Origin of the sequence: Enterobacter sp. D2 (genome assembly GCF_034427575.1) — a bacterium.
GTDB classification, from domain to species: Bacteria; Pseudomonadota; Gammaproteobacteria; order Enterobacterales; family Enterobacteriaceae; genus Enterobacter; species Enterobacter cloacae_M.
In genome coordinates this window covers 1,924,317-1,940,079 of the sequence record NZ_JAXQPP010000001.1, presented here as the reverse complement: position 1 = coordinate 1,940,079, position 15,763 = coordinate 1,924,317, and the positions used below count along the sequence as shown (strand labels likewise).

Sequence of the window (15,763 nt, the reverse complement as noted above, 5' to 3'; positions counted from 1 at the left end):
TCATTTTTCGCTGAATTTATGTACGCAATTACTGTAATTCTGCGGTGTGATGGGGCTCTCTTATGGATGATTAATTTCCCGCTAAAACTATCACCAGCAATAACGCTTATGACGAGGTAAGCGCTAATGCCTTGTTTTAAGTCCGATTAAATAAGAAGCACGCACTTATTCCCTACAGAAAAGAATGCTAAAGCTGGAGTTTACCATGCACAAATTTACTAAAGCGCTGGCGGCCATCGGTCTGGCTGCCGTTATGTCACAATCCGCTATCGCTGAGAATTTAAAACTCGGTTTTTTGGTAAAACAGCCCGAAGAGCCCTGGTTCCAGACTGAGTGGAAATTCGCAGATAAAGCCGGGAAAGATTTAGGTTTTGAAGTCATTAAAATCGCCGTGCCTGACGGCGAAAAAACCCTGAACGCCATCGACAGCCTGGCGGCCAGCGGTGCAAAAGGTTTCGTTATCTGTACCCCGGATCCAAAGCTGGGGTCGGCAATCGCGGCGAAAGCGCGCGGTTACGATATGAAGGTCATCGCGGTTGACGATCAGTTCGTTAACGCCAAAGGCAAGCCGATGGACACCGTCCCGCTGGTCATGATGGCGGCGACCAAAATCGGCGAACGCCAGGGCCAGGAACTCTATAAAGAGATGCAAAAGCGCGGCTGGGATGTCAAAGAGACCGCGGTAATGGCTATCACGGCTGACGAGCTGGACACCGCCCGTCGTCGTACTACCGGTTCAATGGATGCGCTGAAAGCGGCCGGCTTCCCGGAAAAACAGATCTATAAAGTCCCAACCAAATCCAACGATATCCCGGGCGCTTTCGACGCCGCGAACTCTATGCTGGTCCAGCATCCGGAGGTCAAACACTGGCTGGTGGTCGGCATGAACGACAACACCGTGCTGGGCGGGGTACGCGCGACGGAAGGCCAGGGCTTCAAAGCGCCTGACGTGATCGGGATTGGCATCAACGGCGTTGACGCCGTCAGCGAGCTGTCCAAAGCGCAGGCTACTGGCTTCTACGGTTCTCTGCTGCCGAGCCCGGACGTTCACGGCTACAAATCCAGTGAGATGCTCTACAACTGGGTAACCAAAGGGGCCGAACCGCCGAAATTTACCGAAGTGACCGACGTGGTGCTGATTACCCGCGACAACTTCAAAGAGGAGCTGGCGAAAAAAGGGCTGGGCGGTAAGTAATACGCGGTGATTGTGCCCCTCATGCTTCGTGAGGGGCCAGACGTACACACTACAGGAATCACGGAGACGTTATGCGACAGTCTGATCCGTATCTCTCTTTTCGCGGCATCGGGAAAACTTTCCCCGGTGTGAACGCGCTGACCGATATCAGCTTCGACTGCTATGCCGGCCAGGTTCACGCCCTGATGGGGGAAAACGGCGCGGGGAAATCCACGCTGTTGAAGATCCTCAGCGGCAACTATGCACCTACGACCGGCACGCTGGCCATTCGCGGCGAAGAGGTGGCGTTTGCCGATACCACGGCGGCGCTCAATGCCGGGGTTGCGATCATCTATCAGGAGCTGCACCTCATTCCTGAGATGACCGTGGCGGAAAACATCTATTTAGGACAGCTCCCGCACAAAGGCGGCGTGGTAAATCGTTCGCTACTTAATTATGAAGCGGGGCTGCAGCTTAAACACCTGGGTCTGGACGTCGATCCCCAGACGCCGCTGAAATATCTCTCCATCGGCCAGTGGCAGATGGTTGAAATTGCCAAGGCGCTGGCGCGTAACGCCAGAATTATCGCCTTCGATGAGCCCACCAGTTCGCTCTCTGCGCGTGAAATAGAAAATCTGTTCCGCGTGATCCGCGAATTGCGTCAGGAAGGCCGTACGATTTTGTATGTCTCGCACCGCATGGAAGAGATATTTGCCCTGAGCGACGCCATCACCGTCTTTAAAGATGGGCGCTATGTGCGCACCTTTACCGACATGCAGCAGGTTAACCATGACCAGCTTGTTCAGGCGATGGTCGGACGCGAGCTGGGTGATATTTATCACTGGCAGCCGCGTCAGTATGGCCCTGAACGCCTGCGCCTGGACAGCGTCAAAGCGCCGGGCGTGCGCACGCCTATTTCGTTATCCGTTCGCAGCGGCGAAATTGTCGGCCTGTTTGGTCTGGTGGGGGCGGGGCGCAGTGAATTAATGAAAGGCCTGTTCGGTGGAACCCGTATTACCGAAGGGCAGGTTTCTATTGACGGTGAACGGGTCGATATCCAGAAACCGGCCCACGCGATCGGGGCGGGCATGATGCTCTGCCCGGAAGACCGTAAAGCCGAGGGGATTATTCCGGTGCATTCGGTACGCGACAACATCAATATTTCCGCCCGCCGCAAGTTTATTCGCGCAGGCTGCCTGATAAACGATGGCTGGGAGTCGAGCAATGCCGACCACCATATTCGCTCGCTGAATATTAAAACGCCGGGTCCGGAACAGCTGATCATGAATCTGTCAGGCGGAAACCAGCAGAAGGCGATTTTAGGCCGCTGGCTGTCCGAAGATATGAAGGTCATTTTGCTGGATGAGCCGACGCGCGGTATCGATGTGGGGGCAAAACACGAGATTTATAACGTGATCTATGAGCTGGCAAAACGCGGCGTGGCGGTGCTCTTCGCCTCCAGCGATCTGCCGGAGGTGCTTGGCGTGGCCGACCGCATTGTGGTGATGCGTGAAGGCGAAATTGCCGGTGAATTACTTCATGAACAGGCGAATGAACAACAGGCGTTGAACCTCGCCATGCCTAAAGTCAGCCAGGCTGTCGCCTGAGTAAGGAGTTAATGATGTCCTCTGTTACTACATCCGGAGCGCCTAAGTCGAAGTCGGCGCTGAGTTTTGGACGTATCTGGGATCAGTACGGCATGCTTGTGGTCTTTGCCGCGCTGTTCCTCGCCTGCGCGATCTTTGTTCCTAACTTTGCCACCTTCATTAATATGAAGGGGCTGGGGCTGGCCATTTCCATGTCCGGGATGGTGGCCTGCGGGATGCTGTTCTGTCTGGCCTCCGGCGATTTTGACCTGTCAGTAGCGTCGGTGATTGCCTGTGCGGGCGTCACGACGGCAGTGGTGATCAACATGACGGAGAGCCTGTGGATTGGCGTTCTGGCCGGTCTGCTACTCGGCGTCATCAGCGGTCTGGTGAACGGGTTTGTTATCGCACGCCTGAAGATTAACGCCCTGATCACCACGCTTGCGACAATGCAAATTGTCCGCGGGCTGGCCTATATTATCTCCGACGGTAAAGCTGTGGGGATTGAAGACGAGCGCTTCTTTACCCTGGGTTACGCCAACTGGCTGGGTCTGCCTGCGCCAATCTGGCTGACCGTGGCCTGCCTGATCCTGTTCGGCTTCCTGCTCAACCGGACCACCTTTGGCCGCAATACGCTGGCGATTGGCGGTAACGAAGAGGCCGCTCGTCTGGCCGGGGTGCCGGTAGTGCGAACCAAGATTATTATCTTTGTGCTCTCAGGGCTGGTTTCTGCCGCTGCGGGAATTATTCTTGCGTCGCGCATGACCAGCGGCCAGCCGATGACCTCTATTGGTTACGAGCTGATCGTGATTTCGGCCTGCGTTTTAGGGGGCGTTTCCCTCAAGGGCGGCATCGGAAAAATCTCATATGTGGTGGCCGGTATCCTGATTTTAGGCACGGTAGAGAACGCCATGAACCTGCTGAATATTTCGCCGTTCTCGCAGTACGTCGTGCGTGGCCTGATCCTGCTGGCAGCGGTGATTTTCGACCGTTACAAGCAAAAAGCGAAGCGTACCGTTTAGTCCTTTTCCCCACCTTTTATTGCTCAACTTATAACCATAGTTGACCCCTTAACCGCCTCGCCAGTAATACTGGCGGGGCGGTTGTCAAATGGCGAGCCACGTCACACTGTCTATACTTACATGACTATGAAAGAGGTAAAGGCGTTTACCTCTCGTAAACCGTAAGGAGGAAAAGGGTGGCTGACTTGTTAACCGCACCGCCTGTACTGCCCGGAAAATATGCTTTCTTTTTTGACCTCGACGGGACGCTCGCCGGGATCCAGCCGCATCCTGACGACGTGGTCGTCCCGGATACGGTGCTAGAGAATTTGCAGCAGCTCTCAAGACTGAACGAGGGCGCATTGGCATTGATTTCAGGGCGCTCAATGGCCGAGCTGGACGTGCTCGCCAGTCCTTACCACTTTCCGCTAGCCGGTGTACACGGAGCGGAGCGCCGCGATATCCATGATCAACTGCACGTTGTATCACTTCCTGAGACCTTAATTAAGGCGTTACACACTCAACTCTCCTCGGCGCTTGAGTCGCTTCCGGGCACTGAACTGGAAGAGAAGGGCATGGCTTTCGCTTTGCACTATCGGCAGGCACCGCATCACGAGGCGGCGGTCTTTGCGATTGCTCGCAGCGTGGCCGATGCACACCCGCAGCTCGCGCTGCAGCCGGGGAAGTGCGTCGTTGAGATAAAACCTGAGGGGATTAATAAAGGTGCTGCTATTGCGGCGTTTATGGCGGAACCGCCATTTAAGGGACGTACACCGGTATTTATTGGCGATGACCTGACCGACGAGGCCGGGTTTCGCGTGGTGAATCAGGCCGAAGGGATCGCCGTCAAGGTGGGGCCTGGTGACACCGTTGCCGAATGGCGACTGGCGGATGTCGCCAGCGTCTGGCAGTGGATATCTGACATCGCTAACCAGCAACAACAACAAATAGCGCAAAGCAAAGGGGGAAACCATTATGGGTCGCTTAGTCGTCGTCTCTAACCGAATCGCACCGCCTGACGATAAAAAAGCCAGTGCAGGTGGCCTGGCGGTAGGGGTGTTAGGTGCCTTAAAAGCCGCTGGCGGGCTGTGGTTTGGCTGGAGTGGAGAAATCAGTGAAGAAGAGAAACCGCTCAAAAAGGTGACGCGAGGAAACATTACGTGGGCTTCATTTGCATTGAAAGAGAAAGACTATGACGAGTATTACTCGCAGTTCTCAAATGCCGTCCTGTGGCCTGCGTTTCACTATCGTCTTGACCTGGTCAAATTCCAGCGTGAATCCTTCGAAGGCTACTCGCGCGTGAATGCGCTGCTGGCGGATAAACTGCTGCCATTAATCGAAGAAGACGATATTTTATGGATCCACGATTATCACCTGTTGCCCTTCGCGCGCGAGCTGCGAAAGAGGGGGGTAAATAACCGCATTGGCTTCTTCCTGCACATCCCGTTCCCGACGCCGGAGATTTTTACCGCGCTGCCGCCGCATGAAGAGCTGCTGGAGGCGCTGTGTGATTACGATTTGCTTGGGTTCCAGACCGAAAATGACCGCCTCGCGTTCCTTGACTCCGTGTCTGGCAAAGCGCGTCTGGTGACCAAAGGCGGGAAAACCCATACGGCGTGGGGGAAAACCTTCCACACCGAGGTCTATCCAATAGGGATTGAACCTGACGAAATCGCGGAGCAGGCTTCCGGCCCGCTGCCGCCGAAGCTGGCGCAGCTTAAGAATGAACTCAAGCACGTGAAAAATATCTTCTCGGTTGAGCGTCTTGATTATTCCAAAGGGCTGCCGGAACGCTTCCTGGCGTATGAAACGCTGCTGGATAAATACCCGCAGCATCACGGGAAAATCCGCTATACCCAGATCGCGCCGACGTCGCGCGGTGAGGTTCAGGCCTATCAGGATATTCGCCATCAGCTGGAGACAGAAGCAGGGCGCATTAATGGCCGCTACGGCCAGCTGGGCTGGACGCCGCTGTTTTACCTGAATCAACACTTTGACCGTAAGATCCTGATGAAGGTCTTCCGCTATGCGGACGTTGGGCTAGTCACGCCGCTGCGCGACGGGATGAACCTGGTGGCGAAAGAGTATGTGGCGGCCCAGGATCCTGCCGACCCGGGTGTTCTGGTGCTTTCCCAGTTTGCCGGGGCCGCAAATGAGCTCACGTCGGCGCTCATCGTTAACCCTTACGACAGGGATGACGTGGCTAATGCGCTGAATCGCGCCCTGACAATGCCGCTCACGGAACGTATTTCCCGCCATGCTGACATGATGGAAACAATCCGGAAGAACGATATTAACCACTGGCAGGCGCGTTTTATTCAGGATCTCCGGGATATCGCTCCGCAAAGTCATGAAGGCGATCTGCAAAAAAAGATCGCGACCTTCCCTAAACTCGCCTGATTTACTGCTGGGGGGTTAATGCCCCCCAAGCGGCACTAATAGCACATCGACCTGGCTCGACGCGACAATAGATTTCGCCGCGCAGGCTGCCCGCGATAAAAAGCTGTGGTTATGGTTCCCGCAAATCACTAAATCAATATTTTGTTTACGACACATATCGAGAATATGGGCGTTAAGTTCCCCGGTCGCAATAACGGTCTCATAAACAGGATATTGTGCCTTTTCCACTAATTCGCGCAGAAATTGCTGCGTTTCTTCCTGCAGAACCTCGCGAATATCCTCCAGCATGGGGGCGGCCAGCTGATTATACATCTCCGGCTCGGCAGCGAGCGTGATGAGGCTGATGCGGGCATTGTGGGGTCTGGCAATGGAAACTGCCCGGGCGACGAGCTGATGGCTTTCGGGGGAAACTGCAACGGAAACAAGAAGATGGGAGTAACTCATGGCGCACTCCTTGGATGTCTGAAAGACAGCGTTTAACCACCTTTACCGCGAAATCTCCGGTTCTGCAAGAGCAGATTACGACATTAGTGTGAAGCTTATCATAATTATTCATTAATTATTCTTATAAGAAGAATAACTGAAAAATGCGCCTAAATGAAAAAAATTAACAACTTAACGTAAATCACACAAATCCACGCTTTGACTGTTAAATCGTTTTGATGCGTTACAAACTCATTTCGAATGATCACGTCCTGAAACAACTTTTTTGTACTAGCTGCATAACTATATGTTTTTTCACGGTAAGAAAAATGTTTCTAGGAGAGGGGCCTGATGTAAATGTTTCCGCGCGGCGCTTACGGCAGGAAAAGCACGTTGCATGCCAGTTCGGATCACCCTTCTGCATGAGTATTCGTCAATTAAGAATACAAAACAGTACTGATTGTCTAAATATTGAACAAATTACAAGTCATACTGATGGATTTATTGGTCATATTCACTTAAATTGTGTGACGTGGATCACATTTTTTTTAAATTTGAGGGTGGCTGGATTGTATGTGTCAAAACTGACGAGTAGAGTTTGCGTCGAATTAGGAAAAATCTTAGTTATTTGTAAGAAATGATAAATCATGTAAGAGACGCATTCGCGGTTTCTCTCTTACGGTTTCAGTGAATACAAACCTAAATTCAACTATGCATTTAGCCTTTTCTTTTTTATACCGGGTGATTTCCCGGCGACATCACGGGGTGCGGTCTTTCCGCATAAAAATAATAGTTGGTTATTCGGGATGGGAACAATGCATACATCCGAGTTGCTAAAACATATCTATGACATCAATTTGTCGTATTTACTGCTCGCGCAGCGTTTGATTAGTCAGGACAAGGCGTCCGCGATGTTTCGTCTGGGTATTAACGAAGAAATGGCAACCATGCTGGGCGGCTTAACCCTCCCGCAGATGGTTAAACTGGCTGAAACGAATCAACTGGTTTGCCAGTTCCGTTTCGATGATTCGCAGACAATAACGCGTCTGACGCAGGAATCCCGTGTGGACGATCTTCAGCAGATCCATACCGGCATTCTTCTTTCCACTCGCTTGCTTAACGAAATCAGCCAGCCTGATGACGTAGCCCGTAAGAAAAGGGCCTAGCAATGAGCGAGAAAAGCATTGTTCAGGAAGCGCGTGACATACAGTTGGCCATGGAGCTGATTACGCTGGGTGCTCGTTTACAAATGCTGGAAAGCGAGACTCAGCTGAGCCGTGGTCGTCTCATCAAGCTGTACAAAGAGTTACGTGGTAGTCCCCCGCCGAAAGGCATGCTGCCGTTTTCTACCGACTGGTTTATGACGTGGGAGCAGAATATTCATGCTTCCATGTTCTGTAATGCCTGGCAGTATCTTCTCAAAACCGGTTTGTGCAGCGGCGTTGACGCCGTGATCAAAGCGTACAAACTTTACCTTGAACAATGCCCACAGCAGGAAGAAGGCCCTCTGCTGGCGCTGACCCGCGCATGGACGCTGGTGCGTTTTGTTGAGAGCGGAATGCTTGAACTGTCGCGCTGCAACTGCTGCGACGGCAATTTTATTACCCATGCTCATCAGCCTGCAGGCAGCTTCGCCTGTAGTTTATGTCAGCCTCCATCCCGCGCAGTAAAAAGACGTAAACTTTCCCGGGATGCTGCCGATATTATTCCACAACTGCTGGATGAACAGATCGAACAAGCTGTTTAACCCGAACGTGTGGGAAAGATTCCAGCAGCGGTAAGCAATTACCGCTGCTTTTTTTTACCCCGCAAACGGTAAACGCTGCGAGCTGGACGTCCTTGCCATAGTCACTAGCGGAAGGATGATGTCGTGCTTATCTTATTAGGTTACCTGGTAGTTCTCGGTACAGTTTTCGGCGGTTACATGATGACCGGCGGGCACCTTGGAGCACTCTATCAACCGGCTGAACTTATTATCATCGGCGGCGCAGGGGTAGGGGCTTTTATCGTTGGTAACAACGGTAAATCGATCAAGGGCACGCTGAAAGCGATTCCGTTGCTGTTCCGTCGCTCGAAATACACCAAAAGTATGTATATGGATCTGCTGGCATTGCTCTATCGCCTGATGGCGAAGTCGCGTCAGCAGGGCATGTTCTCGCTTGAACGGGATATTGAAAACCCGAAAGAAAGCGAAATTTTTGCCAGCTATCCGCGAATTCTTGCTGACGCCATGATGCTGGATTTCATCGTCGACTATCTGCGACTCATCATCAGCGGCAACATGAATACCTTCGAAATCGAAGCGCTGATGGACGAAGAGATTGAAACCCACGAAAGCGAATCTGAAGTGCCGGCCAACAGCCTGGCGCTGGTCGGCGACTCGCTTCCGGCATTCGGTATCGTTGCCGCGGTAATGGGCGTGGTTCACGCCCTGGCCTCGGCAGACCGTCCGGCAGCCGAGCTGGGCGCGCTGATTGCCCACGCGATGGTGGGAACTTTCCTCGGTATTTTGCTGGCGTACGGCTTCATTTCGCCGCTGGCGAGCGTTCTGCGCCAGAAGAGCGCGGAAACCACCAAAATGATGCAGTGCGTGAAGATCACGCTGCTCTCTAACCTCAACGGTTACGCGCCACCGATCGCGGTTGAGTTTGGCCGTAAAACGCTTTACTCCAGCGAGCGTCCGTCGTTTATCGAGCTTGAAGAACACGTGCGTGCGGTGAAAAACCCAAACCAACAGACGACAACTGAGGACGCATGAAAAACCAGTCCCATCCGATCGTCATCGTAAAAAAACGCAAGCACAAGGGCGGCGGGCATGGCGCGCACGGCTCGTGGAAAATTGCGTACGCCGACTTTATGACCGCAATGATGGCGTTCTTTCTGGTGATGTGGCTGATCTCCATCTCCAGCCCAAAAGAACTGATCCAGATTGCCGAATATTTCCGTACGCCGCTGGCAACGGCGGTGGCCGGCGGGCCGCGTATCTCTAACAGCGAAAGCCCGATCCCGGGCGGCGGCGATGATTACACCCAGCAGAAGGGTGAGGTGAAAAAAGAGCCGAACATCGACGAGCTGAAAAGAAAGATGGAGCAGGCGCGTCTGAAGAAACTGCGTGGCGATCTCGATCAGCTGATTGAGGCGGATCCGAAGCTGCGCGCGCTGCGCCCGCATCTGAAGATCGACCTGGTGCAGGAAGGGCTGCGTATTCAGATTATCGACAGCCAGAACCGCCCAATGTTTAAAACCGGGAGTGCGGAAGTCGAACCGTACATGCGCGACATTCTGCGTGCCATTGCACCGGTGCTGAACGGCATTCCTAACCGAATCAGCCTGTCAGGACACACGGATGATTTCCCGTACGCCAGTGGGGAGAAGGGATACAGCAACTGGGAGCTTTCTGCCGATCGTGCCAACGCCTCGCGTCGCGAGCTGGTGGCAGGTGGGCTTGATGATGGCAAGGTACTGCGCGTAGTCGGCATGGCCGCAACCATGCGCGTTTCCGACCGCGGGCCGGATGATGCCATCAACCGTCGTATCAGTCTTTTAGTGCTGAACCAGCAGGCGGAGCAGGCCATCCTGCATGAAAACGCCGAAAGTCAGAATGAGTCACTGGACGATTTAAAACAGCCTGGGGCCGTTCCTTCGGCTGCCGTTCCAACATCGCCACCAGCCAATCCGAGGTGATAGCGTGAGCATGGATATTAGCGATTTTTACCAGACATTCTTTGATGAAGCCGACGAATTGTTGGCCGATATGGAGCAACACTTGCTCGATTTGGTGCCCGAAGCACCGGACTCCGAGCAGCTCAATGCCATCTTCCGTGCGGCGCACTCTATTAAAGGCGGAGCCGGAACCTTTGGATTTACCATCCTGCAGGAAACGACCCATTTAATGGAAAACCTGCTTGATGAAGCACGACGCGGTGAGATGCAGCTCAATACCGACATTATCAACCTGTTTTTGGAAACCAAAGATATTATGCAGGAACAGCTCGACGCCTATAAAAGTTCGGCAGAGCCTGATGCCGCCAGCTTTGAATACATCTGTAACGCGCTGCGCCAGCTCGCCCTGGAAGCAAAAGGTGAGGTCGCAGCAGCCGTTGTCCCTGCGGCGAAACTGAGCGTTGTCGATGCGGTTGCTGCCGCCGAGGCCGCGCCAGCCGCTGCACAAGCGGGCAAACTGCGCGTTGTGCTGTCTCGCCTTAAAGAGAGTGAAGTTAACCTACTGGAAGAAGAGCTGGGTAACCTGGCGAAATTAAGCAACGTGGTAAAAGGCAAAGACAGCCTTGCCGCGACGCTTGATGACGGTATTGGCCAGGACGATATCGTGGCGGTACTGTGCTTTGTGATCGAAGCTGACCAGATCGCCTTCGAAACCGAAACGGCTGCGGTTGAAGTCCCTGCCGCTGCGGAAGAGGTGGCCTCTGTCGCTCAGGCCGCCGCACCGGCTGTGGCTCCTGCGGCTCCGGCGCTGAAGGCCGTGCCAAAAGAGGCCGCGGCACCTGGCCGTGGTGAAAAGCCTGCCGCGCGCTCCAGCGAGTCAACCAGTATCCGCGTTGCCGTTGAGAAGGTCGACCAGCTGATTAACCTGGTGGGTGAACTGGTCATCACCCAGTCGATGCTGGCCCAGCGTTCTAACGAACTGGACCCGGTCACGCACGGCGATCTGATCACCAGCATGGGCCAGCTGCAGCGTAACGCCCGCGACCTGCAGGAATCGGTCATGTCCATCCGTATGATGCCGATGGAATATGTCTTCAGCCGCTTCCCGCGTCTGGTCCGCGACCTTGCCAGCAAGCTGAATAAACAGATTGAACTGACCCTGATGGGCAGCTCAACCGAACTGGATAAGAGCCTGATCGAGCGCATTATCGACCCGTTAACGCACCTGGTGCGTAACAGCCTCGACCACGGTATCGAACTGCCGGAAAACCGCATTGCCGCCGGTAAATCCCCGGTCGGCAACCTGATCCTCTCCGCTGAACACCAGGGCGGAAACATCTGCATCGAAGTGACCGACGACGGCGCGGGTCTTAACCGCGAGCGCATCCTGGCAAAAGCGATTTCGCAGGGAATGGCGGTCAATGAAAACATGACCGACGAAGAAGTGGGCATGCTCATCTTCGCGCCGGGCTTCTCTACCGCAGAGCAGGTGACTGACGTGTCCGGGCGCGGCGTAGGCATGGACGTGGTGAAACGTAACATCCAGGAGATGGGCGGCCACGTTGAGATCCAGTCTAAACAGGGTTCCGGCACCACCATTCGCATTCTGCTGCCGCTGACGCTGGCGATCCTCGACGGCATGTCTGTCAAAGTGGCGGACGAAGTCTTTATCCTGCCGCTGAACGCCGTGATGGAATCCCTGCAGCCGCGTGAAGAAGATCTGCATCCGCTGGCGGGCGGCGAGCGCGTGCTCGAAGTGCGCGGTGAATACCTGCCGCTGGTGGAACTGTGGAAAGTGTTCGAAGTGGACGGGGCGAAGACAGAGGCCACGCAGGGCATCGTTGTGATCCTGCAAAGCGCGGGCCGTCGCTACGCGCTGCTGGTCGATCAGCTGATTGGCCAGCACCAGGTGGTAGTGAAGAACCTCGAAAGCAACTACCGCAAAGTGCCGGGTATTTCTGCCGCCACCATTCTGGGTGATGGTAGCGTGGCGCTGATCGTCGATGTGTCGGCGCTTCAGGGTTTAAATCGTGAACAACGTGTGGCGTACACAGCCGCCTGATTAAGTAGAAGGTAATAACATGACCGGTATGAGTAATGTAACGAAACTGGCGGGCGAGCCATCAGGGCAGGAATTCCTGGTATTCACTTTAGGCGATGAGGAGTACGGCATCGATATCCTGAAAGTGCAGGAAATCCGTGGTTACGACCAGGTTACCCGCATCGCTAACACGCCTGCTTTTATTAAAGGTGTCACCAACCTGCGTGGTGTCATTGTGCCAATCGTGGACCTGCGCGTGAAGTTCAGCCAGGGCGACGTTGACTACGACGACAACACCGTGGTGATCGTTCTGAATCTGGGGCAGCGCGTGGTAGGTATCGTGGTGGACGGCGTATCTGATGTGCTTTCCCTGACCTCTGACCAAATTCGTCCTGCGCCGGAGTTTGCGGTCACGCTGTCGACCGAATACCTGACCGGCCTGGGCGCGCTCGGCGAGCGTATGCTGATCCTGGTGAACATTGAGAAGTTGCTGAACAGCGATGAGATGGCGCTGCTGGATATCGCCGCGAGTCACGTAGCGTAGGTAAATGCAAAACGGCAACCCAGGTTGCCGTTTTTTGTGTTTGCACCCTCTCCCTGTGGGAGAGGGCTGGGGTGAGGGCATCAGGCCTCACCTTTTTTTCACCTTACGCTTCCTGCTTTACCAGTTCAGCTTCAGCTTCCCGCGAGCCTTCATTCTGGGACAGCATCGCGGTCGCGATCCCATTCCCCAGCACGTTAATTGCGGAACGGCCCATATCCAGGAAGTGGTCGATCCCCATCAGCAGCAGAATACCCGCCACCGGAATGTTAAAGCTTGGAATGGTTGCTGCCAGCACTACCAGGGATGAACGAGGCACGCCCGCAATCCCTTTCGACGCCAGCATCAGAGTCAGCATCAGCACCGTCACTTCAGAGAAGCTCAGGTGAATGTTGTACGCCTGAGCGATAAACATCGAGGCGAAAGAGCAGTACACCATCGAACCCACAAGGTTGAAGGAGTAGCCAATCGGCAGAACGAAAGAGGCGATGTTGCGCGAGCAGCCAAAGCGCTCCAGCTGCTCCAGCGTTTTCGGGTAGGCGGCTTCAGAGCTGCTGGTGGTAAACGCCACCAGGACCGGGTCTTTCAGCATGCTGACCAGGCGAAACACCTCTTTTTTCAGCACCATGTAGCCCACGGCCAGCAGCACCATGCAGGTGAGAAGAATGGCAACATAGTAGCCGCCAATAAAGGAGGCGTAGTTCAGCAGAATGCCCAGACCCTGCGTGGCAATGACGGATGAAATCGCCGCGAAAATGGCCAGCGGAGCAACGTACATTACGTAACCCGTTACCTTCAGCATGATATGGGAAACCACATCCAGCGCGGCCACCAGCGGCGCGTTGAATTTTTGCCCCAGCGACGCGCCGCCGATGCCGAAGAACATCGAGAACACCACAATCTGCAGGATCTCATTGTTCGACATCGCCCCCGCGATACTGGTCGGAATGGTGTGCGACAGGAACGCTTTCAGCGTCATGCCGCCAACGGCCAGGCCGGTATCTACCGCTTCTGTCGGAACCGTCAGGTTCAGACCGCTTCCCGGATGCTCCAGCGTGACGATGAACAGGCCAACCAGAATTGAGAGCACGGATGAGCTGATAAACCACACCATCGCTTTGCCGCCAACGCGGCCAATGGTGGAGGTTTCGCCCAGCTTCATAATGCCGACGGTGAGCGTGCTGAAGACCAAAGGTGCAATGACCATTTTGATCAGACGGAGGAAAATATCGGTCAGAAGGGTAATATTATCCGACCAGGCTTTGATGGCATCCGCAGATGCATACTCATGAATTGCTGCCCCTGAAAGAATACCCGCCAGCATGAATATCACGATGAAGAGTGTGAGTTTGTTTGCACTTGCCACGAAAAAAGACCCTCTATGCGCTTCAGATGTAGCCCGCATCAATACATATAAATTTTTTATTACGATGCGGGAAATTATTCGGCACATAAATTGACGCAAAGTGTAGGGGGATACAACTCCTTTTTAAGTTTTATTAATTTTGTTGTTAATGAGTCGACGATATATTGTGATCACTGTCACACTTTAATGGATATATTCTGCCCGGATAGAATAAAATTGCCCGCCGAATTAATTTAACTTTCTGTTATTTATAAGAAAATTGAGTCAATAAGACATATGCCTTATGCGTTAAGGGTCAGGTGGTCGAAGCGATATCCGTAAACTAAATTCTCAATAACCCCCTCAGAGGAACGTTAAGCGGGGCTAACATCTTGAACGACAAAAATAAAATGTGGCAAGGGAACGGAGACGTCTTCTGGAGGGTGGTAAATGAAAAGAAAACTCCTTTTGATCGGCGCAGGCACCTTACTGACTGCGACAATGGCCCATCAGGCGCTTGCCGTCACCAGCAGCGGCACTATAGGCGCGACGCTGACGCTGACAAACGGGTGTCTGATAAACGGATCGCCCGCGCAAAGTGGCATCAACTTCGGTACGCTCGATTTTGGTACCCATCCGGCAACCTTTTCCACGCTTACGACGCAGCTGAGCGGCGCCAGCGGCGGAAACACCTTCACTATTCAATGTACGACCGCCAGCTATACGGTCGCGATCACCGGTAATACCCACTCCACCGCGCCCGGCTCGGTTGTCGGTTCGCCGGGTACGCCTGAACGCTATCTGGTGAATACGGCCAACGCGGCACAGGGCGTGGCCTACAGCCTGTACAGCGACAGCGGGTTTAACACCGTGATTGCCAATAACGCCGCGCTGCCGATCGCGTCCACGGCAGGCGGGGTGGACAGTTACACCCTGTACGGACGGATTACCGGCGGCGGTAACAGCGTGACGGTCGTCCCGGGGACCTACACCGACACGATTAACGTCAGCGTCACCTACTAGTCCCGAACCGCCATGAAGGCATCTCTCACAGGTCTGCGCAAATGCGCAGAGGGACGCGTGCAGCCTTTTTTCGCGATGATCGTCGGATTGCTCATGATGCCCACGGCGGATGCGGTGACATCCCAGTCCTTTAAGGTCAGCGCGACGATTGTCCCGGGATGCGCGGTGGCCACCGGTAGCGGAGGGCTTCTCGGTACGCTGGATTTTGGCAGCCATAACGGCGTCGAGAGCGCGCCGGTCAGCACCAGCTTTGTGCCAAACGGGGCGTTGTCTATTGCCTGTACGCCAGGCGTGGCGCTGAGCATGAGCATTAATGGCGGTCAAAATTATTCATCCGTTCGTCGCATGAAGCGCGCGAACGGCGTCGATATGGTGCCATACCGGCTCTACAGCAGCAGCTCGCTGGCCGCGAACAGCGAAATTGGCGTCAACCAGGCGATAGCGGTGACCTATACCAACAGCAATAACATCGCGCTGCCGCTTTTTGGCGTGGCGCTACTGACCGGGTTTAGCCCGGCGGGAACCTATTCCGATCAGCTCACCGTGACCTTGTCATGGTAATAAAG

Annotated in this window: 15 protein-coding genes; 13 read left to right on the top strand and 2 right to left on the bottom strand. The window is 54.2% G+C overall.

The genetic code is table 11. From position 1 onward, the window contains the following. The first annotated feature begins 205 nt into the window (after positions 1-205). The 5 genes from araF to otsA all read left to right on the top strand — a co-directional run bounded on the left by araF (position 206) and on the right by otsA (position 6,161). Positions 206-1,195: an arabinose ABC transporter substrate-binding protein AraF gene (araF, locus tag SPG90_RS09315; RefSeq protein ID WP_003859687.1), complete on the top strand. Its 990-nt coding sequence runs from the start codon at positions 206-208 to the stop codon at positions 1,193-1,195. Positions 1,196-1,266: 71 nt separating this feature from the next. Then, positions 1,267-2,781: an L-arabinose ABC transporter ATP-binding protein AraG gene (gene araG / locus SPG90_RS09310; protein ID WP_047173093.1), complete on the top strand. Its 1,515-nt coding sequence runs from the start codon at positions 1,267-1,269 to the stop codon at positions 2,779-2,781. A 14-nt stretch (positions 2,782-2,795) separates the two neighbouring features. Beyond that, a complete protein-coding gene (gene araH / locus SPG90_RS09305; RefSeq protein ID WP_023312268.1) occupies positions 2,796-3,782 on the top strand; it encodes an L-arabinose ABC transporter permease AraH in 987 nt (328 codons plus the stop codon). A 176-nt stretch (positions 3,783-3,958) separates the two neighbouring features. Beyond that, positions 3,959-4,762, top strand: a complete 804-nt coding sequence (gene otsB / locus SPG90_RS09300) for a trehalose-phosphatase (RefSeq protein ID WP_023312267.1) — start codon at positions 3,959-3,961, stop codon at positions 4,760-4,762. Beyond that, positions 4,737-6,161, top strand: a complete 1,425-nt coding sequence (gene otsA / locus SPG90_RS09295; protein ID WP_029741334.1) for an alpha,alpha-trehalose-phosphate synthase — start codon at positions 4,737-4,739, stop codon at positions 6,159-6,161. Before otsB ends, otsA begins: the two co-directional genes overlap by 26 nt. A gap of 15 nt (positions 6,162-6,176) precedes the next feature. Here the strand turns inward: otsA and uspC are convergent, their stop codons facing one another. After that, positions 6,177-6,605: a universal stress protein UspC gene (uspC, locus tag SPG90_RS09290; protein ID WP_023312265.1), complete on the bottom strand. Its 429-nt coding sequence runs from the start codon at positions 6,603-6,605 to the stop codon at positions 6,177-6,179. A gap of 794 nt (positions 6,606-7,399) precedes the next feature. Here uspC and flhD point away from each other — a divergent pair. The 6 genes from flhD (at position 7,400) to cheW (ending at position 12,832) form a co-directional block, all read left to right on the top strand. Further along, on the top strand, positions 7,400-7,750 hold the full coding sequence (flhD, locus tag SPG90_RS09285) for a flagellar transcriptional regulator FlhD (protein WP_008500415.1): 351 nt from the start codon (positions 7,400-7,402) through the stop codon (positions 7,748-7,750). A 2-nt stretch (positions 7,751-7,752) separates the two neighbouring features. Continuing rightward, a complete protein-coding gene (gene flhC, locus SPG90_RS09280) occupies positions 7,753-8,331 on the top strand; it encodes a flagellar transcriptional regulator FlhC (RefSeq protein ID WP_013096051.1) in 579 nt (192 codons plus the stop codon). 123 nt (positions 8,332-8,454) lie between these two features. Further along, positions 8,455-9,342: a flagellar motor stator protein MotA gene (motA, locus tag SPG90_RS09275; RefSeq protein ID WP_008500417.1), complete on the top strand. Its 888-nt coding sequence runs from the start codon at positions 8,455-8,457 to the stop codon at positions 9,340-9,342. After that, positions 9,339-10,268 carry a flagellar motor protein MotB gene (gene motB / locus SPG90_RS09270; RefSeq protein ID WP_008500418.1) on the top strand — a complete coding sequence of 310 codons (930 nt, stop codon included), beginning with the start codon at positions 9,339-9,341 and terminating at the stop codon, positions 10,266-10,268. Before motA ends, motB begins: the two co-directional genes overlap by 4 nt. A 4-nt stretch (positions 10,269-10,272) precedes the next feature. Continuing rightward, positions 10,273-12,309: a chemotaxis protein CheA gene (cheA, locus tag SPG90_RS09265; RefSeq protein WP_322408089.1), complete on the top strand. Its 2,037-nt coding sequence runs from the start codon at positions 10,273-10,275 to the stop codon at positions 12,307-12,309. 19 nt (positions 12,310-12,328) lie between these two features. Then, positions 12,329-12,832 (top strand): chemotaxis protein CheW, encoded by a 504-nt coding sequence (cheW, locus tag SPG90_RS09260; protein WP_023312262.1) that lies wholly within the window; start codon positions 12,329-12,331, stop codon positions 12,830-12,832. A 103-nt stretch (positions 12,833-12,935) separates the two neighbouring features. Here the strand turns inward: cheW and SPG90_RS09255 are convergent, their stop codons facing one another. Beyond that, the gene (locus tag SPG90_RS09255; protein ID WP_126303803.1) at positions 12,936-14,195 is read right to left on the bottom strand and encodes a dicarboxylate/amino acid:cation symporter; all 1,260 of its coding nucleotides are present in this window, start codon (positions 14,193-14,195) and stop codon (positions 12,936-12,938) included. A 429-nt stretch (positions 14,196-14,624) separates the two neighbouring features. Between SPG90_RS09255 and SPG90_RS09250 the strand changes: the two genes are divergently transcribed. Beyond that, positions 14,625-15,197 carry a spore coat U domain-containing protein gene (locus SPG90_RS09250; RefSeq protein WP_045404424.1) on the top strand — a complete coding sequence of 191 codons (573 nt, stop codon included), beginning with the start codon at positions 14,625-14,627 and terminating at the stop codon, positions 15,195-15,197. Between the two features lie 12 nt (positions 15,198-15,209). After that, the gene (locus tag SPG90_RS09245) at positions 15,210-15,758 is read left to right on the top strand and encodes a spore coat U domain-containing protein (RefSeq protein ID WP_045356795.1); all 549 of its coding nucleotides are present in this window, start codon (positions 15,210-15,212) and stop codon (positions 15,756-15,758) included. Positions 15,759-15,763: the final 5 nt, after the last annotated feature.